General features: G+C 65.3%; 24 protein-coding genes. 19 read left to right on the top strand and 5 right to left on the bottom strand.

Features of this window, described 5'->3' with window-relative positions:
* Positions 1 to 31 precede the first annotated feature (31 nt).
* Together E5554_RS02800 and E5554_RS02795 are read left to right on the top strand one after the other, a co-directional pair.
* Positions 32 to 703, top strand: coding sequence for a cell wall hydrolase (locus tag E5554_RS02800; protein WP_063975995.1), 672 nt, complete (start codon positions 32 to 34; stop codon positions 701 to 703).
* Between the two features lie 103 nt (positions 704 to 806).
* On the top strand, positions 807 to 1,313 hold the full coding sequence (locus E5554_RS02795; RefSeq protein WP_136185920.1) for an MmcB family DNA repair protein: 507 nt from the start codon (positions 807 to 809) through the stop codon (positions 1,311 to 1,313).
* A 39-nt stretch (positions 1,314 to 1,352) separates the two neighbouring features.
* On the opposite strand, the gene E5554_RS02790 is transcribed toward E5554_RS02795, so the two are convergent.
* The gene (locus tag E5554_RS02790; protein WP_136185919.1) at positions 1,353 to 1,991 is read right to left on the bottom strand and encodes an ankyrin repeat domain-containing protein; all 639 of its coding nucleotides are present in this window, start codon (positions 1,989 to 1,991) and stop codon (positions 1,353 to 1,355) included.
* 44 nt (positions 1,992 to 2,035) lie between these two features.
* On the opposite strand from E5554_RS02790, the gene E5554_RS02785 reads away from it, so the two are divergent.
* From E5554_RS02785 to E5554_RS02770, 4 genes are read left to right on the top strand one after another with little or no spacing between them, the layout of a single operon-like run.
* A complete protein-coding gene (locus E5554_RS02785) occupies positions 2,036 to 2,689 on the top strand; it encodes an SCO family protein (RefSeq protein ID WP_136185918.1) in 654 nt (217 codons plus the stop codon).
* A gap of 3 nt (positions 2,690 to 2,692) precedes the next feature.
* Positions 2,693 to 3,118 (top strand): YcgN family cysteine cluster protein, encoded by a 426-nt coding sequence (locus E5554_RS02780; protein WP_004209190.1) that lies wholly within the window; start codon positions 2,693 to 2,695, stop codon positions 3,116 to 3,118.
* Positions 3,099 to 3,809 (top strand): SprT family zinc-dependent metalloprotease, encoded by a 711-nt coding sequence (locus E5554_RS02775; RefSeq protein ID WP_037519365.1) that lies wholly within the window; start codon positions 3,099 to 3,101, stop codon positions 3,807 to 3,809. Before E5554_RS02780 ends, E5554_RS02775 begins: the two co-directional genes overlap by 20 nt.
* Positions 3,810 to 3,813: 4 nt before the next feature.
* Complete coding sequence (locus E5554_RS02770; RefSeq protein ID WP_004209188.1) at positions 3,814 to 4,074, top strand: hypothetical protein; 261 nt, start codon at positions 3,814 to 3,816, stop codon at positions 4,072 to 4,074.
* Here E5554_RS02770 and E5554_RS02765 read toward each other — a convergent pair.
* On the bottom strand, positions 4,071 to 4,892 hold the full coding sequence (locus tag E5554_RS02765) for a rhodanese-related sulfurtransferase (protein WP_136185917.1): 822 nt from the start codon (positions 4,890 to 4,892) through the stop codon (positions 4,071 to 4,073). The genes E5554_RS02770 and E5554_RS02765 overlap by 4 nt on opposite strands.
* Positions 4,893 to 4,957: 65 nt before the next feature.
* Here E5554_RS02765 and pdeM point away from each other — a divergent pair, with 65 nt between their 5' ends.
* Positions 4,958 to 5,617 (top strand): ligase-associated DNA damage response endonuclease PdeM, encoded by a 660-nt coding sequence (pdeM, locus tag E5554_RS02760; protein ID WP_136185916.1) that lies wholly within the window; start codon positions 4,958 to 4,960, stop codon positions 5,615 to 5,617.
* Between the two features lie 190 nt (positions 5,618 to 5,807).
* Positions 5,808 to 8,603 (top strand): TonB-dependent receptor, encoded by a 2,796-nt coding sequence (locus E5554_RS02755; protein ID WP_210729827.1) that lies wholly within the window; start codon positions 5,808 to 5,810, stop codon positions 8,601 to 8,603.
* Here E5554_RS02755 and E5554_RS02750 read toward each other — a convergent pair.
* Complete coding sequence (locus E5554_RS02750) at positions 8,581 to 9,315, bottom strand: YggS family pyridoxal phosphate-dependent enzyme (RefSeq protein WP_136185914.1); 735 nt, start codon at positions 9,313 to 9,315, stop codon at positions 8,581 to 8,583. The genes E5554_RS02755 and E5554_RS02750 overlap by 23 nt on opposite strands.
* Positions 9,316 to 9,338: 23 nt before the next feature.
* Between E5554_RS02750 and E5554_RS02745 the strand changes: the two genes are divergently transcribed.
* The 3 genes from E5554_RS02745 to E5554_RS02735 all read left to right on the top strand — a co-directional run bounded on the left by E5554_RS02745 (position 9,339) and on the right by E5554_RS02735 (position 10,719).
* Positions 9,339 to 9,893, top strand: coding sequence for a thiamine phosphate synthase (locus E5554_RS02745; protein WP_210729794.1), 555 nt, complete (start codon positions 9,339 to 9,341; stop codon positions 9,891 to 9,893).
* 96 nt (positions 9,894 to 9,989) lie between these two features.
* A complete protein-coding gene (locus E5554_RS02740; protein ID WP_010335771.1) occupies positions 9,990 to 10,313 on the top strand; it encodes a carboxymuconolactone decarboxylase family protein in 324 nt (107 codons plus the stop codon).
* Positions 10,300 to 10,719, top strand: coding sequence for a putative quinol monooxygenase (locus E5554_RS02735; protein ID WP_247594360.1), 420 nt, complete (start codon positions 10,300 to 10,302; stop codon positions 10,717 to 10,719). The genes E5554_RS02740 and E5554_RS02735 overlap by 14 nt, the downstream gene beginning before the upstream one ends.
* Before the next feature lie 61 nt (positions 10,720 to 10,780).
* Here E5554_RS02735 and E5554_RS02730 read toward each other — a convergent pair whose 3' ends face one another.
* Entirely contained in the window at positions 10,781 to 11,509 is a 729-nt protein-coding gene (locus E5554_RS02730) for a hypothetical protein (protein ID WP_004209179.1), read from the bottom strand.
* 234 nt (positions 11,510 to 11,743) lie between these two features.
* Here E5554_RS02730 and E5554_RS02725 point away from each other — a divergent pair, with 234 nt between their 5' ends.
* The 6 genes from E5554_RS02725 to E5554_RS02700 all read left to right on the top strand — a co-directional run bounded on the left by E5554_RS02725 (position 11,744) and on the right by E5554_RS02700 (position 19,174).
* On the top strand, positions 11,744 to 12,190 hold the full coding sequence (locus E5554_RS02725) for a DUF3576 domain-containing protein (protein WP_004209178.1): 447 nt from the start codon (positions 11,744 to 11,746) through the stop codon (positions 12,188 to 12,190).
* 103 nt (positions 12,191 to 12,293) lie between these two features.
* A complete protein-coding gene (gene leuS / locus E5554_RS02720; protein WP_136185912.1) occupies positions 12,294 to 14,807 on the top strand; it encodes a leucine--tRNA ligase in 2,514 nt (837 codons plus the stop codon).
* Positions 14,808 to 14,871: 64 nt separating this feature from the next.
* The gene (gene lptE / locus E5554_RS02715; protein ID WP_136185911.1) at positions 14,872 to 15,417 is read left to right on the top strand and encodes an LPS assembly lipoprotein LptE; all 546 of its coding nucleotides are present in this window, start codon (positions 14,872 to 14,874) and stop codon (positions 15,415 to 15,417) included.
* Positions 15,414 to 16,442 (top strand): DNA polymerase III subunit delta, encoded by a 1,029-nt coding sequence (holA, locus tag E5554_RS02710; RefSeq protein ID WP_136185910.1) that lies wholly within the window; start codon positions 15,414 to 15,416, stop codon positions 16,440 to 16,442. The genes lptE and holA overlap by 4 nt, the downstream gene beginning before the upstream one ends.
* A gap of 43 nt (positions 16,443 to 16,485) precedes the next feature.
* On the top strand, positions 16,486 to 16,890 hold the full coding sequence (gene msrB, locus E5554_RS02705; RefSeq protein ID WP_004209174.1) for a peptide-methionine (R)-S-oxide reductase MsrB: 405 nt from the start codon (positions 16,486 to 16,488) through the stop codon (positions 16,888 to 16,890).
* 190 nt (positions 16,891 to 17,080) lie between these two features.
* Positions 17,081 to 19,174: a PBP1A family penicillin-binding protein gene (locus tag E5554_RS02700; RefSeq protein ID WP_136185909.1), complete on the top strand. Its 2,094-nt coding sequence runs from the start codon at positions 17,081 to 17,083 to the stop codon at positions 19,172 to 19,174.
* A gap of 9 nt (positions 19,175 to 19,183) precedes the next feature.
* On the opposite strand, the gene E5554_RS02695 is transcribed toward E5554_RS02700, so the two are convergent.
* Positions 19,184 to 20,149 (bottom strand): retroviral-like aspartic protease family protein, encoded by a 966-nt coding sequence (locus E5554_RS02695; RefSeq protein ID WP_136185908.1) that lies wholly within the window; start codon positions 20,147 to 20,149, stop codon positions 19,184 to 19,186.
* 278 nt (positions 20,150 to 20,427) lie between these two features.
* On the opposite strand from E5554_RS02695, the gene rho reads away from it, so the two are divergent.
* Entirely contained in the window at positions 20,428 to 21,684 is a 1,257-nt protein-coding gene (gene rho / locus E5554_RS02690; protein ID WP_004209171.1) for a transcription termination factor Rho, read from the top strand.
* A gap of 116 nt (positions 21,685 to 21,800) precedes the next feature.
* The gene (locus E5554_RS02685; protein ID WP_004209170.1) at positions 21,801 to 22,520 is read left to right on the top strand and encodes a YjbE family putative metal transport protein; all 720 of its coding nucleotides are present in this window, start codon (positions 21,801 to 21,803) and stop codon (positions 22,518 to 22,520) included.
* The last annotated feature ends 21 nt before the right edge of the window (positions 22,521 to 22,541 follow it).

Below are 22,541 nucleotides of genomic sequence, written 5' to 3'. Positions count from 1 at the left end.
CTGGCCAATAACCGCACGATTTTGAGCAATAATGAGTTTTCGTCTGAAGGCCGCGATCATCGCGGCATTTACGCTGTCGGCCGCTGCGGCTGTTACGGCGTCGGACATGTCGAGCGCCAGCGAGGCCTCCCTGTCCACGGTTTCTCTTCCGGAAACCGCCGCGCTGACTAGCGCACCCACGGCCGGCACCAAGCCCGCCGTCGTTTTCGCTGCGCCGCAGGAAGTCGCGCAGTCGCTGGATTCCGGCTCCAAGGCTGGCAGCAATTTTTCGACCGATATCGAGCCCAAGGCCGAGACCCTGGCAGCCCTGGTTGATGCGCAAGGCGCTCCCGAGGATGTCGAAGGCGACATGAAGTGCCTGGCCGGTGCGGTCTATTTCGAATCCAAGGGTGAAACGCTGGAGGGCCAGCTGGCCGTTGCCCGCGTCATCATCAACCGCGCCAAGTCGGGTCGCTTCGCTAGCAGCCTGTGTGGCGTCGTCTACCAGCCGAGCCAGTTCAGCTTCGTGCGTGGTCACGGCATGCCGCCGATCAATATCGCCAGCGATTCCTGGCGCGAAGCTGTTGCGATCGCGCAGATCGCTCTGGACGATAGCTGGGACAGCCAGGCCGAAGGCGCGCTGTTCTTCCACGCTCGCCGCGTGTCGCCGGGCTGGGGCAAGACAAAGCTGGCGTCGATCGACAATCACGTCTTCTATCGCTGATCCGCGCTCACCGCGCGACAGTGACGCCCTTTTGAAGGCCGGTTCGGACCCCATGTCCGAATCGGTCTTTTCTTTTGTTCCCTTCCTGTTCTAGTTTGGTGCCATGACCATTCAAGACGCCGCCCAAGACGCCGATCGCTGTTCACCGCTGACCGACGGAACCGCACTGGCGGTTGCGCGCGGCACGCTGCGCCTGTTCCACCGCCATGACATGAACGGCATATTGGAAGTGCCGCTGCCCAATGGCCGGCGGGCCGACATCATGGCGATCGACAGCGCCGGGCGCCTGACCATCGTCGAGATCAAGTGCAGCCGGGCGGACCTGCTGGGCGACATGAAATGGCCGGATTATTTCGACTATTGCGACCGCTATTTCTGGGCGGTGCCATCGGGCTTCGACGTCAGCCTATTCGACAGCGAGGCGCTGTGGCCGGCTCGCACCGGCCTGATCGTCGCCGACCAATATGATGCCGAACTGGTGCGGGCCGCGCCGTTCGAGCCGCTGGCCGCCGCCCGGCGCAAGGCAGAGACGCTGCGCTTCGCCCGCCGCGCCGCCCGCCGTCTGTCGGCGCTGGCCGACCCGGATTATGCGGCGGAATTGGGCTGGTAAGGGTTAAAGAAAAGGGCGGCCTGGCCGCCCTTTTTCATATCAGAAGACCGGACCCTGGACCGGGCCCTTGGGCGCGGCGGCGTTGGTCTTGGCGGAATCGAGCGCTTCGACCAGGCCGGGGGTGCGGCTGTCGCGCTCGGCATAGTCGCGGGCGGACATGCCGGCGATGGTGTCGCGCTTGTCCGCATTGGCGCCCTGCGCCACCAGCAGGCGGACCAGGCCGATGTCGCGCAGCTGCACCGCGCGGATCAAGGCGGTTTCGCCGCTGCCATTGGTCTTGTCGACCTGGGCGCCGCGGGCGAGCAGCAGGCGCACGCCTTCCTCGTACCGGTTCTGCACGGCGAGCAACAGCGGCGTGGTGCCATTATTGTCGGCCAGGTTCGGATTGGCGCCCTTTGACAGCATGAAGTTGAGCCATGTCGTGTCGCGGCGGCCGATGACGATGTGCAGCGCGGTTTCGCCGGTGGTGACGTCGCGGCTGTTGATGACGGTCGAACCCGGCTTCTGCAGCAGGTCGGTTGCCTTTTCCCCGTCGGCGTCCTTCACCGCCTTGAGGAAGTTGTAATTGTTGGAAAACTGGGCCTGGGCCGCAACCGGGGCCATCAGTGCCAGGGTGATGGCGGCAGGCCGCGCCAGAAACAGCCAGGTGGAAAGTCCGCTCTTCATCCCAATCTTCATCGTCGCGCGCCCCGTTCGATTTGCAAATCGGCCCATAGCAAGGCATGGCAGGCGACACCATGAACAAAGCGCTGATCTCGCTCGCCCTGCCGCTTCTGGCCTTGCTGACGGCATGCAATATGGGGGCTGGCGGCAACGCATCAAGCGGCGAGAGCGAGCAGGGCAATCTGGTCGGTGCGCGCATCGGCGCGTCCTTCACCCTGACGGACCAGGACGGCAAGACCGTGCATTGGGACGATTATAAGGGCCAGTATCGGATCGTCTATTTCGGCTATACCTATTGCCCGGATGTCTGCCCGGTCGATCTGCAGCGGATCATGCAGGCGTTCAGCGCCTTCGAAAAGGAAGCACCCGAACGGGCCGCGAAGGTGCAGCCGATCTTCATCAGCGTCGATCCCAAGCGGGACACGCCGGCGGTACTGAAAACCTATGTCGCGGCCTTCCACCCGCGCCTCGTCGGCCTGACCGGCACGCCGGAGCAGATCGCAAAGGTGGCCAAGGACTTCGTCGTCCTCTACAATGCGGAAAAGCCGGAAGGGGCGAGCGACTATCTGGTCAGCCACAGCCGCACGCCCTATCTGTTCGGGCCGGACGGCAAGCCGATCGCGCTGGTGCCGGTCGATGATCCGGGCACGCCGGACGTGGACGAGGGTGCGCCGGATATCGTGCGCGCCTTTCTCGAAAAATGGGTCAAGTGACATTTGGACTTCTGGGACAAGCCCCTCGACAAGCTGAACCGCGCCGAATGGGAAGCGCTGTGCGACGGTTGCGGCAAATGCTGCCTGCACAAGGCGGAAGATGAGGACACGGGCCGCATCTATCCGACCAATGTCGCCTGTCGCCTGCTCGACCGGCATAGCGGCCAATGCACCAACTATCCCGACCGGCGGCGGTTCGTGCCCGATTGCGTGCGGCTGACCCCGGCCAAGGTGAAGCAGATCAGCTGGCTGCCGCGCACCTGTGCCTATCGGCTGCGCGAGGCGGGGCTGCCGCTGCCCGATTGGCATTATCTGGTCTGCGGCGATCGCGAGGCGGTGCATCGGGCCAAGGAATCCGTACGCGGCTGGACCGTGGCGGAGGCCGATGCCGGCGATTGGGAACATCATCTTGTCGACCGAGAGCTCTGAGGCAGAAATCCTGATCGACGGCGTCGCCATGCCGGTGCGGGTGCGCCGGTCGGCACGGGCGCGCGCCTACAAGCTGACGATCGACGGGCTGCGCGGCGAATTGCGGCTGTCGCTGCCGGCGCGGGCGAACCTCAAGCGCGCGCTCGGCTGGGCACAGGGGCATGAGGATTGGGTCCGGGCGCAAATGGCGGTGACGCCGGCGGTGACGCTGCTGGGCGATGGCGCGACCTTCCCGCTGGAAGGGCGCGAGGTGCGCATCTGCTGGATCGCGGGGGCGACCCGCACGATCCGGCTGGAGGGCGACCGGCTGATCCTGGGCGGGGCGGCGGAATCGGTCGGTGCGCGGGTGCTGCGCTGGCTGAGGACACGGGCCAAGGCGGTGCTGGAGGCGGAGACGCTGGCGATGGCGCAGGATCATGGCCTGATCGTTGCCTCGGTCGGCACCGGCGACACGCGCAGCCGTTGGGGCAGTTGCACATCGACCGGGGCGATCCGCTATAGCTGGCGGCTGATCCTGGCGCCGGCCTGGGTGCGGCGATCGACCGTGGCGCATGAGCTGGCGCATCTGCTGCACATGGACCATAGCCCGGCCTTCCACGCGGCCCATGCCCGCATCTATGGCGAGGATCCGCGCCCGGCGCGCGCCTGGCTGAAGGCGCATGGGGCGGGTCTGCACCGCTATCAGGCCTGAACCGATGGCGCGCCGGAAACGCTATCTGACGGCCACCATGCCGGACGGCTATGTGAAGAAGATCGGGCCGACCGCCGACCCCTTCACCCATTATTGGCGGATCGTGGCCATACTGGAAAATGGCAAGACCGAGGTCTTCTGGGGCCACACCCGCTCGCTGGCCGAGGCGAAGAAGAAGCGCGCCGCCGCGCCCGACGGCGCGCGGATGCGGGGCTGGACATCCTATCAGTTCGAGATGGTCGAATTGGTGGAAAGCGCGGATTAGCCCCGATGCGGCCAGGCGCCGTCGGCGTCGCCGAGGCAGTCATGGTCGGTATCGCGCGGATAGGGCAGGCCACAGGCGCTGCAGGTGGCATAATGGCCCTGTTTCAGCCCATGGCCGACCGCGACCCGCTCGTCGAAGATATAGCAGTCGCCCTGCCACCGGCTTTGCGCCTGTGGCATTTCCTCCAGATAGCGCAGGATCCCGCCCTTGAGGTGATAGACTTCATCAAAGCCGCGCGCCTTGACCAGCGCGGTCGATTTTTCGCAGCGAATGCCGCCGGTGCAGAACATCGCGATCTTGGGGCTGCGGCCTTCGTCGCGCAGCTTGGCGGCGAAATCGTCGAACCAGGCGGGAAATTCGCGGAAGGAGCGGGTGGCCGGGTCGATCGCATTCTCGAACGTGCCGACTGCCACCTCATAGGCGTTGCGGGTGTCGATGATGACGGTGTCGGGATCGGCGATCAGTGCGTTCCAGTCCGTGGGGTCGAGATGCACGCCGGCCTGATGGGCGGGATCGAGGTCGCCCGCGCCCAGGGTCACGATCTCCGCCTTCACCTTGACCTTCATCTTGCCGAAGGGCGCGCTGTCGGCGGTTGCATATTTGACGTCGACATCGGCGCAACCGGGCAGGGCACGGATATGGGCGACCAGCCGCTCGATCGCGTCGGCCGTGCCCGCGACCGTGCCATTGATGCCTTCACGCGCCAGGATCAGCGTGCCGCAGGTGCCAAGATCGGCGCAGAGCGCGCGCAGGTCGGCAGCGGTTGCCTGCGGGTCGGCGAAGGTGGCGAAACGGTAGAGGGCTGCGACGGTGAACATGGGGAGCCCTATAGGCGCTGGCGCGCATACTTGAAAGCCGGGCGAAGAGGGCGCATAGCCGGGCGATGGTTCCCCTTTCGTTCGCAGGTCATGATTTCCTGGCTTTGCCGGAGGCGGCTTTGTTCTGGCCGGCGCATGGCGCGCTGCTGGTGGCCGACCTGCATTTCGAGAAGGCGAGCTGGTATGCGCGTTTCGGCCAGTTCCTGCCGCCGCATGACAGCGCGGCGACGCTGGACATGATCGAGGCGCTGGTGGCGCGCACCGGCGCGCGGGCAATCTGGTCTTTGGGCGACAGTTTTCATGATGCCGATGGCGCGGCGCGGCTGGACCCGCGGGCGCGGGCGCGATTGCAGGGGCTGACCGAACGGCTCGACTGGCTGTGGATAACCGGCAATCATGACGTCGGCGTGGCGCAGATGCCGGGCGGACGCCGTGCGGTGGAGGCGGAGGTGGACGGCGTCTGGCTGCGGCATGAGGCCGACGCGACCGACCCCCGGCCAGAGATATCGGGCCATTTCCACCCCAAGCTGCGCCTGTCGCTGCGCGGCCGGCATGTGTCGCGCCGCTGCTTCGTCGGATCGCCGACCAAGCTGATCCTGCCGGCGCTCGGCGCGCTGACCGGCGGGCTGGATGCGGGCCATGGCGAGATACAAAAGGCCGTCGGGCCGGGTGCAATGGCGTTGATACCCGTTTCCGACCGATTGCTGCGCTTTCCGCTGACGTAAGCAAACGCTACGGAAACCGGGCGTTAAATTGTTGCTGCTAGGCAACAGGGCCATGCAGCCATCATCACGCAACTGCGGAAAAAGCCCGGAATCACGCGATATATTGCGTTATTCCGACTGTGGCAGCATAATCGCGCATAGTCCCGACCCGGCAAAAAGCCAGGCGGGCCAGGAGAGGATGCACATCATGATGCACAAGAGCCTTTGGCTGCTGTCCGCCGGTGCCGTCGCGCTGGTGGGCGCCATACCGCTTGCCCATGCCCAGGATGCCGCGCCGCAGGCGGCGGTGGACACCGAAAGCGTCGACATCATCGTCACCGCGACCCGCCGCGCCAGCCCACTGTCCGACGTGCCGATCGCGGTATCGGCGGTCGGCCAGCAGGCGATGCAGAATAGCGGCGCCAATGATATTCGCGCGCTCAATCAACTGGCGCCGTCCCTGCTGGTTTCTTCGACCGGGACCGAGGCCAATGGTTCGGCCCGTATTCGCGGTATCGGCACGGTCGGCGACAATCCTGGCCTGGAAAGCTCGGTCGCGGTGTTCATCGACGGCGTCTATCGTTCGCGTACCGGCGCGGGCCTCAATGATCTGGGCGAGATCGAGCGGGTCGAGGTGCTGCGCGGGCCGCAGGGCACGTTGTTCGGCCGCAATGCGTCGGCCGGTTTGATCAACATCGTCAGCAAGGCGCCGGAATTCACCCTGGGCGGCATGGCCGAGGCGACCTATGGCAATTATGATTATTGGCGCCTGGCCGGGCGCATCACGGGCCCGATCGCCAAGGGGATCGCGCTGAGCCTGGACGGCGTCTGGTCCAAGCGCGACGGTTTCTACGATCTGGTCGATGCCAGCGGCAACAAGGTTGGCGATACCAATGATCGCGACCGCTATTTCCTGCGTGGTCAGGCGCTGATCGAACCCAGTGATGCCCTGTCGATCCGGCTGATCGGCGATTATACCAATCGCGACGAAAGCTGCTGTGGCGCGGCCTATGTCGAGACGCGCGAGCGGCGGCCGGCGACCGGCGGCGGCTATAGCACGGCACCGTTCAACCGCATCGGCGCGATCCTGGCCGGGCAGGGCAGCGTCTTCCCCGCCGATCCCTATGATCGCGAGCTGACCATCACCGAAGGGCGCGACTATGTCAGCAAGCTCAAGGATTGGGGCGTGTCGGGCGAGATCAACTATGATCTGGGCGGCGCGAAACTGACCAGCATCACCGCCTATCGCGACTATAAATCCCGCGACTATGGCGATTATGACTATTCGGGCGCTGACCTTCTCTATCGCGATCCCAACACCTATCGCCAGTTCAAGACCTTCACCCAGGAATTGCGGGCGCAGGGTTCAGCCTTCAACGAGGCGCTCGACTGGCTGGTGGGCGGCTATTACGCCAATGAGAAGCTGACGCTGGAAGATAATATCCGCTTCGGCGCCGACTATGGCCGCTTTGCCGCCTGTCGCCTGATGGCGGGTGCGGGCGTCAACAGCAACTTCACCGCAGCGCAACTGGCAGCCTGCGGCAGCGGTCTTGCCACGTCGGCGCTGATCGGCGGCACGCAGGCCAATCTCAACGCCGGCCTGACTGCCGCGCTGATCAATGCCGGACTGCCGGCCGGCGTTGCGGCGGCGCAGGCGGGGGCGATCTCCACCGGTCTTGGCAATGGCCTGCGCGCGCTGGCGGCGATCCCGGAAGGCACCGGCGACGTTGCCTCCATCTATCGCCAGAAGAGCGAGAATTGGGCGCTCTTCACCCATAATATCATCCACATCACCAAGCGGCTCGATCTGACCCTGGGCCTGCGCTACACCCATGAATCGAAGAAATTCTCTTCGGATTTCAATAACAACAACGCGACCTGCGCGGCGTTGCAGGCCTCTTCGCTGCCGACGCTGGCGACCAATGCGTCGCTGGGCAGTGCGGCGGCGCTGGCGGGTGGCATCCTGACGCTCGGTTGCCTTGGCAATGGCTCGACCACGCTCAATGCGCTCGACCTCAACGACAAGATCAGCGACGGCGAGTTCAGCGGCACGGCGGTGCTGTCGTGGAAGCCGATCGACGAGATGCTGGTCTATGGCAGCTATTCCAAGGGCTATAAGGCGGGCGGCTTCAACCTCGACCGCTTCCAGCTGGGATCGACCGGCCTGAATACCGTGCCGGCGGTCTATGCGCCGCGCACCAATGCCGATGTGACGAGCCTGCGCTTTGCCGCAGAGAAGGTCGATGCCTTTGAAATCGGCCTCAAATATACTCAGCCGAAATGGAGCGCGAACATCGCGGCCTTTCGCCAGGAGTTCAAGAATTTCCAGCTGAACACCTTCAATGGCACCAGCTTCGTCGTGCAGAATATCAATGGCTGTGACAGCGCCCTGTCGGCGGCGCGGACCTGCGATTCCGGCGATGTCGGGCCGGGCCTGATCAGCCAGGGCGTGGAGCTGGAACTGACCGCTTCACCGGTGCGCCATTTCCGCCTGACCGGCGGCCTGACCTATGCACGGGCGAAATTTGCCAAGCGGCTGGTCGGCAGCGGCGATGGCAGCGTGCCGCTCGATCCGGCACTGTTCCTGCTGCCCGGATCGATCAACAGCAATGCGCCGCAACTGGTGACGACCGCGAGCATGGCCTGGACGCCGGATATCGGGTCGAACGGCCTGTCCGCGCTCTTCTACATCGATGGCCGCATGATGAGCGACTATAATACCGGGTCCGACCTGTTCCCGGAAAAGGCGCAGGATGGCTTTGCGGTGTTCAATGCGCGCGTCGGCCTGCGGGGCAAGGATCAGCGCTGGGCGGTCGAATTCTGGGGCCAGAATATCTTCAACCAGGATTATACCCAGGTCGCCTTCAGCAGCCCGCTCCAGTCGAGCAGCCCGGCGACATCGACCACCGGGCAGTTCGCGCAGGGCGCGCCGATGGCGAACCAGCTGATCTCCGCCTATCTGGCCGAACCCCGCACCTATGGCATTACCTTGCGGGGGCGTTTCTGATCATCCCCAGGCCACTCCGGGGGACGGGGCGGCTGACGGGGGCACGTTCGCCGAACAGGGCGGTGCCGACGCGAATGTCGGTGGCGCCCAGCATCAGGGCGGTTTCGAAATCGCCCGACATGCCCATCGACAGGCGCGGGAGGCCCTCTTCCCGCGCCATTTTCGCGAGCAGGGCAAAATAGGGGGCGGGCTCGACATCGGCCGGGGGCACGCACATCAGGCCGAGCAAGGGGATGTCGGCGTCGCGCGCGGCGGCGATCAGCGCCGGCACATCGGCGATCGGGCAGCCGCCCTTCTGTTCCTCGGCCCCGATATTCACCTGGATGAAGCAGGGCAGGCGCTTGCCCGCGGCTTCCATCGCCTTGGCGAGCGCGCTCAGCAGCGAAAGGCGATCGAGCGAATGGATGACGTCGAACAGGGCGACAGCATCGGCTGCCTTGTTGGACTGGAGCTGGCCGACCAGATGCAGGGCCAGATCCGAAAATTGCTCGCGCAGGGCGGGCCATTTGTCCTGGCTTTCCTGGACACGGTTTTCGCCGAAGACGCGCTGGCCGGCGTGGATCAGCGGCAGGATCGCTTCGGCCGGCTGGGTCTTGGACACGGCGATCAGGTTGATGTCGTCGGCGCTGCGCTGGGTCAGGCGGGCGGCGCGGTCGATCTGGTCGCGCAGGGTGGCGAGGCGGGCCGCAGCTTCGGGGATGTCGGTGGTCATGGCGGCTGCTATAGGCGATGGCCATGCACGCCCGCCACCGCAAAAAGCTGCCCGGCCTATGGCTGATGACCGATGAGCGGGTGGAGGATGCGTCGTTGCTGGCGGCGGCGGCGCGCTTGCCATACGGGCGCGCGGGAATCGTCTTTCGCCATTATCATACCGAAGCGGTGAAACGGCGCGCGCTGTTCGAGGCATTGCGGGCAATTGCGCGGCGGCGGGGGCTGGTGCTGATGCTGGCGGGCGACGCGCGAACGGCGGCGGCCTGGCGCGCGGATGGCTGGCATGGGCGGGATGGGGCGAAAAATTTCCACAGACTTATCCACAGCCAGGCGGCGCATGACCGGCAGGAGCTTCAGGCGGCGGCGCGCGCGGATATGGTCTTTCTGTCTCCTCTGTTCCCGACCCGGTCGCATCCTGGTGCCGGGGCGCTGGGGCGGATCGGCTTTGCGACGCTCGCGCGGCAGGCGAAGGCGCCGGTGATCGCGCTGGGCGGGGTCAGGGCAAAGCACCGGCATATGCTGCGCGGGATCGGCGCGGCGGGCTGGGCGGCGATCGACGGACTGACCGACCATATATGAATTGGGGTCATGGGGCCTAGCGCGGATGCGGGCCTAATAGCCTGTGGATAAGTCGGGTAGGTTGGAGAGACGCCATCCATTTTGCGGAGACCCGACATGACCGAACCCACCGACGCGCGCCGATCCTTTGGCGATCTGGCGCCCCATCTGGCGGAAATGACCGACAAGACTTTGTTCGGCGAAGTCTGGGCCGATCCGGCACTGTCGCCGCGCGACCGCAGCTTGATCACCATCACCAGCCTCATCTCGCTCTATCGCGGCAATGAGCTGCCCTTTCACCTGCAGCGGGCACTGGACAATGGGCTGACGCGCGCGGAGATCATCGCGACCATCACCCATCTGGCCTTCTATGCCGGCTGGCCGCCGGCGATGACCGCACTGGGCATCGCCCGCAAGCTGTTCGACGATGCGCAGGACTAAGGCGGCGGTGGGCGCATTGACGCTGGCCGCCTTCATGCTTGGCGTCGGGGCCGGGCGACAGGCCAAGGCGCAGGCCGCGCCGGACAAGCCGATCGTGCGGATCGCGGAGCTGGAGATCGATCCGGCGCAAATCGAGGACTATAAGGCCTATCTGCGCGAGGAGATTGCCGCATCGGTGGCGCAGGAGCCGGGCGTGCTGTCGCTGTCGGCGGTGGCGATCGCCGGAAAGCCAGCGAGCATCCGCCTGCTGGAAGTCTATGCCAGTGACGCGGCCTATCAGGCGCATCTCAAGACACCGCATTTCCTGAAATATAAGCAGGGCACTGCCGACATGGTGCAGTCATTGCGCCTGATCGAGACCGAGCCGGTCATGCTCTGCGCCAAGGGTGGTGGCAGTTACTGCTGACGCATTGGATCGATCGGCATCAGGCGATGCCGATCATGCGTATCCCTGCCCTTTCAGGCGATCAGAATTTGAAGATGGTGCCCAGATAGACGGCCTGGTTGTCCTGGCGCTCGTCGGTCATCGGGGTCAGGCGGCCGGCAACGCTGTTGTTGTAGCGGATGCCCGCCGTCACGTTCAGGTTGCGGGTCAGCGAATAGGAGCTGGCCAGATCCAGCGAATAATCCTTGTCCGCACTCGGGTTGCGGACGGTCGCCGTCGGCTCGCGACGGCTTTCCAGCAGCACCTTGGTGCTGAAGCGATCCTTCTTGCCGTCATCCAGCGAGAAATTCTTCGCATCGACCATGGTTTCGACCGGCACCGGGTCCAGCGCCTTGCGGCCGGTATTTTCCGGCAGGGCGAACTTGCGCCAGCCATGCTCGCCGTTCAGGCTGAAGCTGACGGGCGCGATGTTGACCGGGACCACCGAGCGGTTGGCGGCAACGCGATCGACGTCGCTGGCGCGCACCATCACGGTGATCGAGCGCTGGCCGCTGAGCGAACCGCTGGTCGGCGTGAAACGGAAATTCTGGCGACCGGCCGAGGCGGCGATCTTCGCATAGGCCGCAGCCAGGCGCGAATCCTTGGTCGTGGGGGTGAAGGAAGAAATGCTGCCCAGCGCGCCGAGCGATACCGGGGCTTCCTCACGCATGCGGACGAGATCGGTTGCGGCGCCAAAAGCGGGCGACAGCATGAAGCCAGCGACGGCGATCGCCGAGCCTGCCAATGCCAAATGTCCCCGTTTCACGCGCATGATTCGAATCTCTTCCCCACCGGTTATTTTTCAAGACGCATTAGACACCAAAAAGCGCCATTGACCAGAGGCGCTATCCGCTTTTTGTCTGAGCTGTTGCACAGAGCACACAGACTCCGAGGACGGGTTGCGACGATCCGTGGCGTGTCGGACCCGCGCGCCCCCTTGCCCAATGGCGCGCGTCGACTATAGAAGCGGGGCGTTTTTCGTCTTTTTCAAGCTAGGACATGCCTGATGGTCCGTCGCCTTCCCGTTACCCTTTCCTCCGGTCTTCTGCTGGCTGCGCTCCTGCCGCTTGCCGCATGCGGGGGCGGCGCGAAGGAACGGCCCAAGGCCGATCTGGCCGCGTCGAAGGTCACCACCATCGGCGTCAACGCCTATCTGTGGCGCGCCAGCCTGGACACGCTGTCCTTCATGCCGATGGTGCAGACCGATTCCAACGGCGGCGTCATCGTCACCGACTGGTATACCAATCCCAACACGCCGAGTGAACGGATGAAGGTCACCGTGTCGATCCTGGACCAGGATCTGCGCGCCGACGCGCTGCGCGTGGCCGCCAGCCGCCAGGTCAACCAGAATGGCCAGTGGGTCGATGCCCCGGTGCAGGCCGCGACGGTGCAGAAGCTGGAAGAGATCATCCTGACCAAGGCGCGCGACCTGCGTCGCATGGCGATCGGCTGAACCACCCCTTTCGGGCGCGACTGATACGGTAACGCCCTGTTTTCAAACCATCGGGGCTGGGCTTTTACAGAGCCCAGCCCGCTTGCATTTGTAAGGACATGACATGCAAAGGCGCTTCAACCCGCTGGAGGCCGACGCCCGCTGGCAGGCCGTCTGGGACGAGAAGCAGAGCTTCAAGGCGGATGATGCCTCGACGAAGCCGCGCAGCTACGTGCTGGAGATGTTCCCCTATCCGTCGGGGCGCATCCATATCGGTCATGTCCGCAACTACTCGATGGGCGACGTGCTGGCGCGCTTCCGCCGGATGACCGGCCATGAAGTGTTGCATCCGATGGGCTGGGACGCGTTCGGCATGCCGGCCGAAAATGCGGCGATGGAAAAGAAGGTGCATCCCGGCGAATGGACCCGGTCCAACATCGCCAATATGCGCGCGCAGCTGAAAAAGCTGGGCTTCGCGATCGACTGGAGCCGCGAACTCGCGACCTGCGAGCCGGACTATTATGGCCATGAACAGGCGCTGTTCCTGGACATGCTGGAATCCGGCCTGGTCTATCGCAAGGAAAGCCAGGTCAACTGGGATCCGGTCGACATGACCGTGCTGGCGAACGAGCAGGTGATCGACGGGCGCGGCTGGCGCTCGGGCGCGCTGGTCGAGAAGCGCAAGCTCAACCAGTGGTTCCTCAAGATCACCCAGTTTGCCGACGATCTGCTGGAGGGCCTCCAGACGCTCGACCAGTGGCCCGACAAGGTGCGGCTGATGCAGGAAAACTGGATCGGCAAGTCGGTCGGCCTGCAGTTCAGCTTCAAGCCGGTCGCGCCGTTCGACAGCGCGATCGAGGTCTATTCGACCCGCCCCGACACGATCTTCGGCGCCAGCTTCGTCGCGATCGCGGCCGACCACCCGGTCGCGCAGGCCGTCGCCGCGAACAACCCCGATGCCGTTGCCTTCATCGAGAAGTGCAAGGAAGGCGGCACCACCGCCGCCGAGCTGGAAACGGCGGAGAAGCTGGGCTTTGACACTGGGCTGACGGTCGCGCATCCGTTCGATCCGGAATGGCACCTGCCCGTCTTCATCGCCAATTTCGTGCTGATGGACTATGGCACCGGCGCCGTCATGGGCGTGCCCGCACATGACCAGCGCGACCTCGACTTCGCCCGCAAATATATGCTGCCGGTCGAGCGTGTCGTCGCGCTGGATGGCGAAGCCGACAAGCCGATCCATGACGAGGCCTATACCGGCCCCGGCCATCTGGTGAATTCGCGCTTCCTGGACGGCATGGCCGTCGAAGCCGCCAAGGCCGCCGTCATCGCCCGCGCCGAGGGCGAAGGCTGGGGCGCGGGCAAGACCGTGTTCCGCCTGCGCGACTGGGGCGTGTCGCGCCAGCGTTACTGGGGCACCCCGATCCCGGTCATCCATTGCGATGATTGTGGCGTGGTGGGCGTGCCCAAGGACCAGCTGCCGGTGAAGCTGCCCGAGGATGTGACCTTCGACATTCCCGGCAACCCGCTGGACCGCCACCCGACCTGGAAGCATGTCGATTGCCCGTCCTGTGGCAAGGCGGCGCGGCGCGAGACCGACACGCTCGACACCTTCGCAGATTCGAGCTGGTATTTCATCCGCTTCGCTAGCCAGCCCGACGACAAGCCGTTCGATCGCGCGACCGTCGAGCAGTGGCTGCCGGTCGGCCAATATATTGGCGGCGTGGAACATGCGATCCTGCATCTTCTCTATGCCCGTTTCTGGACCCGCGCGCTGCAGCATATGGGCCAGCTCGGCTTTGCCGAGCCCTTCACCGGCCTGTTCACTCAGGGCATGGTGACGCATGAGACCTACAAGGCCGGCGATGGCAGCTGGCTGTCGCCGCAGGAAATCAAGAAGTCCGGCGACGACTATATCCATATCGAGAGCGGGGCGCCGGTCACGGTCGGCCGCGTCGAGAAGATGTCCAAGTCGAAGAAGAATGTCGTCGATCCCGATGACATCATCGAACAATATGGCGCCGACGCCGTGCGCTGGTTCATGCTGTCGGACAGCCCGCCCGAGCGCGACCTGCCCTGGACCGAGGCTGGCATCGAGGGCAGCTGGCGCTTCGTCAACCGCGTCTGGCGCCTGTTCGGCGAAGCGGATGCGGCGGCGGAAGGCCAGGACAAGGCGCTCGACCGCAAGCTGCACCAGACGATCGACGGCGTTGCCAAGGATATCGAGGCGCTGGGCTTCAACAAGGCCGTCGCCAAGATCTATGAGCTGGTGAACGCGATCGAGAAGGCCAAGCCGTCGGCCAGCCGCACCGCGGCGATCCGCGCGCTGGCGCTGCTGGTCGCGCCGATGACCCCGCATCTGGCCGAAGAGGGCTGGGCCGAGATGGCGCAGCCGGGCCTGATCGCCGAAGCCGCCTGGCCGGCGGTCGATCCGGCGCTGCTGGTCGAGGATGAAGTGACCATCGCCTGCCAGGTGATGGGCAAGCTGCGCGACACCATCACCGTGCCCAAGGGCACGCCGAAGGACGAACTGGAAAAGCTGGCGCTGGCCGCGCCGAACGTCGTTCGCACGCTGGACGGCGCCACCCCCAAGAAGGTGATCGTGGTGCCCGACCGTCTGGTCAATCTGGTCATCTGACCTGTGCCCGTCACCCCGACCTTTGGTTCGACAAGGGCGGGGTGACGGGATAAGGATCATGCCCATGAAGCGCATCCTTCCCCTCGTCGCCCTGACCTTTCTTACCGCCTGCGGGCTGCGCCCGGTCTATGGCGGCGGCAGCCATGGCGCGGTGGCGCAGGGGCTGGGCCATGTCGAGGTGCAGGATATTGCGGGCAAGGGCGGCTGGCTGATGCGCAACGCGCTCAACGACCGGCTTGGCGCGATCAGCAATGGTTCCGGCCCCAGCTACAAGCTGGTGGTGAAGCTGGACGACCAGATCAGCGGTTTCGGTCTGCGGTCAGACGCCGCCATCACCCGTGAGCGGCGCACGCTGCGGGCGCGCTATCAGCTGATCGATGAAGCGACCGGCGCGCAGGTGCTGGACGACAGCGCCGGGTCGGACGCCGGCATCAACGCGACGTCGAGCGAATATGCGACGATCGCGGCCGAAGATACGGCGCTGGAGCGGCTGTCGGAGATCGTGGCCGACCAGATCGTCACCCGCCTGGCGCTGTATGCGACGCGCAAGGAAGGCGCCCAGGCGGCGCCATCGTCGGCCTCATCGCCGGCGGCGTCGACCGGCCAGTGAAAGCCAATCGCGGCCAGATAGAAAAGGCGCTCGACGCGCCGCCGTCGGATATCCGCTTCTTCCTGCTCTATGGTCCTGACGAGGCGGGCAGCACGGCGCTCGCCAGGCGACTGGAGCGGGCGATGGGGCCGGGGGCCGAGCGGGTTGACCTGGACGTGGCCACGCTGCGCGAGGATCCGGCACGGCTGGCCGACGAGGCGGCGTCCTTCTCCATGTTCGGCGACAAGCGCTGGGTGCGCATCAACGACATGGGCGATGAATCGCTGCCGGCGGTGACGGCGTTGCTGGAGGCGGAGGCAGCGGGCAATCCGGTGATCGCGATCGCGGGCGCGCTCAAGGCGACGTCGAAGCTGGTCAAGCTGGCGCTCGACCACAAGGGCTGCATGGCCTTCATCTCCTATCAGCCCGATGCCCGCGAGGCGGAGCAGATCGCGATGGCGACGGCGCGCGAGAACGGCCTGCGCCTGCCGCAGGAACTGGCGCGCCGCATCGTAGACCTGGCCAATGGCGACCGGGCGCTGATGGGAATCGAGATCGAGAAGCTGGTCCTCTATCTCGACGCCGCGCCGGAACAGCCGCGCGAGGCGACGGCGGAGGCGCTGGATGCGCTGTCGGCCGACAATCCCGATTCCGATGCCGCGCCGCTGGTCAATGCGGTGCTGGGCGGCGACCTCCGGGCGATGCACAAGGAACTCAACAATCTGACGGAGATCGGCGCGGCCATGGCGTCGGTGATCCGGCCGCTGCTGACCCGTGCCATGCTGATCGCCAATATCCGCGCCGATTTCGACAGCAGCGGGCGGCTGGAGGCGGCGGTGGAATCGGCCGGCAAGGCGGTCTTCTGGAAGGAGAAGGGCCTGGTCACCCGCCAGGTGCGGCTATGGGACGCGACCGGCATCGCGCGCGTCATCCAGCGTCTGGCCCAGGCCGAACGGTCCAGCCGCGGCGGCAAGGGGCTGGGCGATCTGCTGGTGCGGCACGAGCTGCTGGCGATCGCCCGACAGGCGGCGCGCGAGCGGGCCTGATCGCGGACTTGATAAGGGCTTCGGCGGACGCCATATTGCGACCATGGAAAAGCTGGACCTGAGCGAAGCCGAATGGCGTGCGCGCCTTTCCCCCGAACAATATCATGTGCTGCGCGAAGCGGGCACCGAACGGGCCTTCACCGGCAAATATAACAGCAACAAGGCCGACGGCGTCTATTATTGCGCCGGTTGCGGCGCGGAGCTGTTCGATGCCGAGGAAAAATATGACAGCGGGTCGGGCTGGCCCAGCTTCACCGCACCGGTCGATATCGACGCGGTCGAGGAAATTCGCGACGCCAGCCATGGCATGATCCGCACCGAGGTGCGTTGTGCCACCTGCGAGGGGCATCTGGGCCATGTCTTCCCTGATGGTCCCGGCGTCAACGGCCTGCGTTACTGCATGAACAGCGCGTCGCTGGATTTCAAGTCGCGCGACGACGCGGAATAAGAGCGTCATAGGGACGGACTGGTGCGGGGCGGGGGCAGTCTGTCCTGCCCGCCCCGGCTTGTTCGGACCTCCACCGATAATATTCATCGCGGGTAAAGCCGCATCATCCTTACAGACCGGGGAGTTTTCCGGACGAGCGCCCTGATTTGCGCTGGTCCGGGCCGGTAATAGCGCGTATCCGGGGCGGCAAATGGCACGATCTGACAAGAGCAAGAAGGCGCCGGGCAAGGCGAAGAAATGGCTGGTGCGCGGGCTAAAGATCGGTCTGGTCGGCGCCTTTGCCGGTCTGGTCGCGATCGGCGTCGCCGTGTTCATCGCGATGCAGTCGCTGCCCGACTATAACAGCCTAAAATCCTCCCCCAACGGCCAGATGATCCGCGTCCATGCGGCGGACGGGTCGGTCATCGTTTCCCTGGGGCCGAGTTTCGGTCGCTGGCTGAGCTATGACCAGATCCCCTCGGTCATGGTCGATGCGATGGTGTCGACCGAGGATCGCCGTTTCTACATGCACCCCGGCGTCGATCCGGTCGGCATGGCACGCGCGGCCTGGGTCGCGCTGGAACGGCGCGGCAGCGGCCGGCGCTGGCAGGGGGCGTCGACCATCACCCAGCAGGTCGCGCGCAACATCTTCCTCAACAACAGCTATAGCTGGGGCCGCAAGGTCCGCGAGATGGTGCTGGCGATGGCGCTGGAGCGCAAATTCTCCAAGCAGCAGATCCTGGAACTCTATCTCAACAAGGTCTATTTCGGCGGCGGGGCCTATGGCATCGACGCTGCCAGCCGCAAATTTTTCGGCCATCCCGCGCAGAGCCTGGACCTGCCCGAGGCGGCGATCATCGCCGGCCTGGTGAAGGCGCCGTCCAGCTATTCCCCCACCGCCGATGCCGAGGCCGCGATCGGCCGCGCCGGCGTGGTGCTCGACCTGATGCAGGAAAATGGCAAGATCAGCGCTGCCGAGCATGCCAATGCCAATCTGGCTGGCGTGCGCATGGCGCCCGAGCCGCCGCAGAACAGCGTGCGCTATTTCACCGACTGGGCGCTGCCGCAGCTCGATACGCTGATCGACGAGCCCAATGAGCCGCTGGAAGTCTATACCACCATTGACCTTGGCATGCAGAATGCGGCGACCGCTGCGGTGAAGGCCAATGTGTCGAACGGCATGCAGGGCGCGCTGGTCAGCCTGGACCGCGACGGTGCGGTGCGCGCCATGGTCGGCGGGCTCGACTATGTGACCTCCAACTACAACCGCGCGACGACCGCCGTGCGCCAGCCCGGTTCGGCCTGGAAGATCTTCGTCTATATGGCGGCGCTGGAGGCAGGCTATACGCCTGATACCGGCGTCACCGACGAGCCGGTGACGATCAATGGCTGGAGCCCGCGCAACAGCAATGGCCGCTTTGCCGGCGCGATCGATATCCGCACGGCCTTTGCCTATTCGATCAACACGGTCGCGGCGAAGCTGGGCGTGGAGGTCGGCTTCCCGACCGTCGCCGATATGGCGCGCCGCTTCGGCATCACCACGCCGATCAACACCCACCCCTCGATGGTGCTGGGCACGTCGGACGTACGACTGATCGACATGACCCGCGCCTTCGCCTCGATCGCGCGCAAGGGCGTGGCAGTCACCCCCTATGGCATCACCAAGGTGACGACCGCCGACGGGCGGATGCTCTACCAGCATCAGGATGACACCAGCCGCGTGCTGGTGGCGCCCTGGGTCGCGGCGGGCATGACCGACCTGATGCAGACCGCGGTCAGCACCGGCACCGGCAAGGCGGCGCAGATCGGACGCCCGGTCGCGGGCAAGACCGGCACCACCAACAGCGGCAAGGATGGCTGGTTCCTAGGCTTTTCCAGCGGCATCACCACCGGCGTCTGGGTCGGCCGCGATGACGCCAAGGCGGTGCCTTCGCTCTATGGCGGTCGCGCGCCGGCCCACGCCTTCGCCGATTATATGAAGATCGCCGTCGCCAAGCGGCCGGTGGAGCAGTTCGAGACCCAGGTCACCCTGCCCGAATGGCAGCTGGAGCCGGACGAGGAAGCCTATTACGGCCAGCCGGATAACGGCATGGAAGGCGGCATGATGGTCGATGAAAATGGCCTGCCGATCGACCGTGCCCGGCCGGCCGGCAGCGAGGCGGAGGATGGCGAGGAGGCGGCCCAGCCCGATCCGGCCGATCGCCCGGCGCCGCCGCGCCTGGACCAGCAGTGGATCGACAATGTGCTGGGCCGCACGCCGCGCCAGCGCCAGCCGGCTCAGCAGCAGCGACCCGACAATCCCTGATCCCGTGCCTCAGCGTCCCTGACGGGGCGCTGAGGCGGCCAGCCGGACCGGATCGAGCGCGCCGGTATCGGGCAGCAGGAAATCGACCTTGCCCCGGCCGAAGTCGATCGCCACCCGGTCGAACAGCCGCAGTGCGTTCATCCCCAGCATCAGCGCGGGCTTGTCGGCCAGGCCCAGCTCGGCAAAGGGGCTGGCCTCGGCGAACAGCACCGGCACGCCGGTCAGCTTGACCCGCCCCATGCGCACGAAATCCAGCCGCCCGACATCGCCGGTCAGCGTGTCGCCGGTCACGCTGATCAGGCTCGCCTGCAGCAGCTTGGGGGCGCGCTTCTTGCGCACGAGCTTGTCGCGCAGCGCCAGATTGCCGACGCTGAAATTGGCGCCGGTATCTAGGATGATGTTCACCTTCATCCCGTTGACGTCGGAATCCAGCAGGATCAGCTGCCCCTTGCGCCGGCGCGCCTCGACAATGATTGCATCGGGATCGCGCGGGGGCAGGCGGCGGCTTTCGCTGATCTCCATCCGGCCGGTGCGGAAATTGAGCAGCACCCGCTTGGCATGCAGACTGTCGAGGCCGAGCAACCCGGCGGCGCCCAGATGCTCGCCGTTCAGCACCGGTGCCTCTATATCGTCCACCGTGGTCGCGCCGAAACCGAGCCGGGGCACGGCGACGGTCGGCACTTCCGCCTTGCCGGTCATGCTGAGGATGGTGACGATCCGCCGATTGGGTAGGGCGAGCCGGTCGGCCAGGTCGCGGGCGATGACCGTGCGCTGGGAGCCGGTGTCGATCACGAAGTTCCACGGCCCCTTGCCGTCGATATTGATGGGAATGGTGACTCGGTCGTCGAGCGAGGGGCCGGTGCGGACGACGGTAGGGGGTATGTCGGGATCGAGCGGGGGGCTGTCCTGCGCGGCGAGTGGCAGCGCAGTGAGCGCGCCCGTGGCGATCGCCATCAGGGCACGGAAATAACGCATTTCCTCATCCTTCCGATATTTTATGTCTCATCATATCATGGGGCAGGATATGTCGTCCATCGCCGCAGATGGGGCACCACCTGTCGAAAATCCCCGGATCGCCCATGATTTCAGGCGGAATAGGGAAATGTCCTCGCTTGACTTGAGGGCCGGGCGCTCGCTAAACGCCGACTATTCCCCTCGCCCGTCCGGCGCGAGGCTTTCCCGAGACATTGACCGGGCAAAATCTCCTTTCTTACCCGGCTATTCTATCCCTCACTCCATCGGACCGACTCGCAATGCATCTCAAGGACCTCAAGAAGACAGTTCCCGCCGACCTCGTCACCATGGCGGAAGAACTGGGCGTCGAGGGCGCATCGACCCTGCGTAAGCAGGATCTGATGTTCGCCATCCTGAAGGCCGAGGCCGAAAATGGCGCGCAGATCATGGGTGAGGGCACGATCGAGGTGCTGCCGGACGGCTTCGGCTTCCTGCGCAGCCCGGAGGCGAATTTCCTGGCCGGCCCCGACGACATCTATGTCTCGCCCAACCAGGTCCGTCGCTTCGGCCTGCGCACCGGCGACACGGTCGAGGGCGAGATCCGCGCGCCCAAGGATGGCGAGCGCTATTTCGCCCTGACCAAGCTGCTGTCGGTTAATTTCGATGATCCGGACGTTGTCCGCCATCGCGTCAATTTCGACAACCTGACCCCGCTCTATCCCGAGCAGAAGCTGCGCCTCGACACGCTGGACCCGACCATCAAGGACAAGTCGGCCCGCGTCATCGACATCGTCTCGCCGCAGGGCAAGGGCCAGCGCACGCTGATCGTCGCGCCGCCGCGCGTCGGCAAGACGGTGATGCTGCAGAACATCGCCAAGGCCATCACCGACAATCATCCCGAAGTCTTCCTGATCGTCCTGCTGATCGACGAGCGTCCGGAAGAAGTCACCGACATGCAGCGCAGCGTGAAGGGCGAGGTCGTCTCCTCGACCTTCGACGAGCCCGCCACCCGCCACGTCCAGGTCGCCGAAATGGTGATCGAGAAGGCCAAGCGCCTGGTCGAGCACAAGAAGGATGTCGTCATCCTGCTCGACTCGATCACCCGCCTCGGCCGCGCCTACAACACTGTCGTGCCGTCGTCGGGCAAGGTGCTGACCGGCGGTGTCGACGCCAACGCGCTGCAGCGCCCGAAGCGCTTCTTCGGCGCCGCGCGCAACATCGAGGAGGGCGGCTCGCTCTCGATCATCGCGACCGCGCTGATCGACACGGGCAGCCGCATGGACGAAGTCATCTTCGAAGAGTTCAAGGGCACCGGCAACTCGGAAATCGTGCTGGACCGCAAGGTTGCGGACAAGCGCATCTTCCCGGCGCTGGACGTCGGCAAGTCCGGCACCCGCAAGGAGGAACTGCTGGTCGAGAAGCCGACGCTCAGCAAGATGTGGGTGCTGCGCCGCATCCTCATGCAGATGGGCACGGTCGACGCGATGGAATTCCTGCTCGACAAGATGAAGGATTCCAAGACCAACGAGGATTTCTTCGCGACCATGAACCAGTAAGCGCGGCGGCGGCTGCGCGGATGTGCGGCCACCCTGCCATATATTTTGCGGTGAGAGCCGGGCCATGTATATGGTCCGGCTTTCTTCATTTTCACATACAGGGACGTTAGGCCGTCATGCTCGACCTTATCGCCACCGCCGCTTCGGCCGCCCAGGGACTCGGTTCCCCGGCGGATATCTGGCAGCATATCGTCAACGACTTCAGCAATATCGGGACGCCCAGCGCCCTGGCCGCCTTTGGCCAGGTGCTGATGATCGATATCCTGCTGGCTGGCGACAATGCGATCGTCGTCGGTGCCCTGGCCGCCGGCCTGCCGCCCAAGCAGCGCCAGCAAGTCATCCTGATCGGCATCATCGCTGCGCTGGTGCTGCGCATCGGTTTCGCACTGGTGGTCAGCCAGCTGATGCAGATTGTCGGCCTGATCCTGGCGGGCGGCCTGCTGCTGCTGTGGGTCAGCTGGAAGATGTGGCGCGAGCTGCGGCCCAATGCCGGCGCGCATACGCCTGACGATCCGAGCGACGATGATGTGTCGGGCGTGCGCCCGGCCAAGAGCTTTGCCGCCGCCGCTTGGTCGGTGGCGATCGCCGACGTCAGCATGAGCCTGGACAATGTGCTGGCCGTGGCCGGTGCCGCGCGGGAGCATCCCGGCATCCTGATCATCGGCCTGATCCTGTCGGTGGCGATGATGGGCATCGCGGCGAACATCATCGCCAAATATATCGAGCGCTTCCGCTGGCTGGCCTATCTTGGCCTGGCGGTGATCGTCTATGTGGCCTGCTCGATGATCTATGACGGCATCATGGATCGGTCGGTGGGCATATTGACGCTCTTCTGATCGATCTGATCGACGCTATCG

The organism is Sphingobium sp. PAMC28499 (assembly GCF_004795815.1).
Lineage (GTDB): Bacteria > Pseudomonadota > Alphaproteobacteria > Sphingomonadales > Sphingomonadaceae > Sphingobium > Sphingobium yanoikuyae.
This window is presented reverse-complemented; position numbering and strand designations above follow the sequence as displayed.